General features: G+C 67.8%; 3 protein-coding genes. All 3 read right to left on the reverse strand.

The genetic code is table 11. From position 1 onward, the window contains the following. Window positions 1-177: 177 nt before the first annotated feature. Complete coding sequence (locus tag WBV89_RS21960) at window positions 178-642, reverse strand: hypothetical protein (RefSeq protein ID WP_423983462.1); 465 nt, start codon at window positions 640-642, stop codon at window positions 178-180. A gap of 71 nt (window positions 643-713) precedes the next feature. After that, window positions 714-2,087, reverse strand: coding sequence for an argininosuccinate synthase (argG, locus tag WBV89_RS21965; RefSeq protein ID WP_423983463.1), 1,374 nt, complete (start codon window positions 2,085-2,087; stop codon window positions 714-716). Between the two features lie 43 nt (window positions 2,088-2,130). Further along, a partial coding sequence (locus WBV89_RS21970) for a hypothetical protein (RefSeq protein WP_423983464.1) occupies window positions 2,131-2,510 on the reverse strand: 380 nt, incomplete at its 5' end.

Genomic DNA, 2,510 nt, shown 5'->3' on the forward strand with positions numbered 1-2,510 from the left:
CCGTCCGGACGCGCGGCCCGGCAGAAACTCGTGACGGCGCGCCGCGCCTGGCTCGAGGACGTGCTCGACGATTTCGATGCGTCCGAGCGCGAGCAGTTCGCGGCGTTCCTCGAGCGGTTCGTCGGTCGCATGCCCGTCGAGCCGCCGCTCGCCGAGCACGCCTGATCCAGCGGCAACTCAGCCGTCGGCGGCGACGACCTGGCGGCCGTCGAGTCCTTCGTCCAGCCCGATCGACACGACCTGTTCGAACTCATCGGCGACACAGGACTTGGCCAGTGCGTCCTCGGTGATCCCGACCGCGAGGCTCACCAGAACCGTGTCGCCCGAGGCGGTGGCCGTCGCGGTGGCAGCGGTGCAGTTCGGGTCCCCGCTGGTGAAGCGCACCATCAGTTGTTCGGGGAACGACTCGGCGATGTCGATCCCGTCGATCGGATACGGCTGCGGATCGACGACCGTTCCGCCGAGGTTGCCGGTCCCGATCACCGATCCCGAATCATCCGTGGGGCTCGGTGCAGGGGCGCGGACGACGTCGCTCGCCGACGGAGGCTGGTCGCTCGCCTCATCCGAGCCGCAGGCGCTGACGACGAGCCCGAGACAGATCGCGACGACGATCGATCGAGAGTGCATCCGAGGTGTGGTCATGTGCTTCTGACGCTGCGACTTCCGCCGCGGTTCCCGGATCCGGACATCTGGTGCCTGACACCAGATGTCGGTCAGGTGGATTGATCGAGGGCGGGGGTGATGTCGCCTGCGGCGAGGGTTCCGACGTTGCGGTAGACGTCGAGCTTGGCCCGGGTGTCGGCGATGTCGAGGTTGCGCAGCGTCAGCTGACCGATGCGGTCGAGCGGACCGAATGCGGCGTCCTCGACGCGCTCCATCGACAATCGGTTCGGCTCGTAGGTGAAGTTGTCGCCGGTCGTGTTCGTGATCGTGTAGTCGTCGCCGCGGCGCAGCCGCACGGTGACCTCGCCGGTGACGGCGGCCCCGACCCAGCGCATCAGCGGTTCGCGCAGCATCAGACACTGCGGGTCGAACCAGCGGCCCTCGTACAGCAGACGGCCGAGGCGGCGACCCATCGAGGTGTAGTTCTCGAGCGTGTTCTCATTGTGGATCGCGGTGAGCAGACGCTCGTAGGCGACCTGGAGCAGCGCCATGCCGGGGCCTTCGTAGATCCCCCGCGACTTCGCTTCGATGATCCGGTTCTCGATCTGGTCGCTCATGCCGAGCCCGTGACGGCCGCCGATCGAGTTCGCCTCGATCACCAGGTCGACAGCGGAGGCGAAGGTCTTTCCGTTGATCGTGGTCGGCCAACCCTCCTCGAACCCGATGGTCACGTCCTCGGTCTCGATCGCGACGTCGCTGTCCCAGTGGGCGACGCCCATGATCGGCGAGACGAGCTCCATCGATTCGTCGAGTTCCTCGAGCGCCTTCGCCTCGTGCGTGGCGCCCCAGATGTTCGCGTCGGTCGAGTAGGCCTTCGCGACCGGGTCGCGGTACGGCAGGTCACGCTCGACGAGGAACTCGCTCATTCCCTGACGGCCACCGAGCTGTTCGACGAACTCGGGGTCGAGCCACGGCTTGTAGATCCGCAGGACCGGGTTGACGAGCAGCCCGTAGCGGTAGAACCGCTCGATGTCGTTGCCCTTGTAGGTGGAGCCGTCGCCCCAGATGTCGACGCCGTCGTCGTGCATCGTGCGGACCAGAAGGGTCCCGGTCACGGCGCGGGCGAGCGGTGTGGTGTTGAAGTAGGTGCGCCCGGCGGTCCGGATGTGGAACGCGCCGCACTGGAGGGCGATCAGACCCTCGTGCACCAGCTCATCGCGACAGTCGATCAGGCGTGCCTGTTCGGCGCCGTAGAGCTTGGCCCGCTCGGGAACGCTCTCGAGGTCGGGTTCGTCGTACTGGCCGATGTCGGCCGTGTAGGTGTACGGCAGCGCGCCACCTTCGCGCATCCACGCCACGGCGGCGGATGTGTCGAGGCCACCCGAGAACGCAATTCCCACTCGCTCGCCCTTCGGGAGCTTGGTCAGCACCTTCGCGTTGGACGGCGGTTTGGGGTCGAGGGGGTCGTTCGGGGCGTCGGACACGGCCGAGACGATAACGGCCAGGTCCGCCCGCCCGACCAGATCGTCAGTCGGAGGGTGGAGGAAACTCGAGCGGGGGTCCCGTCGGGGTGCCGACGATCTCCCGGTCGGAGGCCGCGCCGCTCACCGGAATCGGAGTAAACACGATGGGAGGCCCATCGGCCGGATCCGGATCGGACTGCCGGGGTGCGATCGTCGCCGGGCCGGCGCGATAGCGGCCGGTGAGTGCCGTTGCGGTGACGATCGCGAGCAGTCCCGCGACGACCATCTCGGCGACGCCGAGGCCGACCGACCGTGAGAAGTCTGGGACCGCCCCCACGGCGGCGAGCCCTGCGGCGAGCGCGCTCGTTCGCAGGAGGTGCTCGATGTTGTAGACGACACACACCAGGACCACGAGACACAGCACGAATGGGAGCAGCTTCACGA

Source organism: Ilumatobacter sp., from assembly GCF_049588435.1.
Classification (GTDB): domain Bacteria; phylum Actinomycetota; class Acidimicrobiia; order Acidimicrobiales; family Ilumatobacteraceae; genus Ilumatobacter_A.

What these genes read in the sequence shown, in the direction of transcription:
- WBV89_RS21960 (WP_423983462.1), bottom strand. Translation starts at nt 642, where the DNA reads ATGACCACACCTCGGATGCACTCTCGATCGATCGTCGTCGCGATCTGT.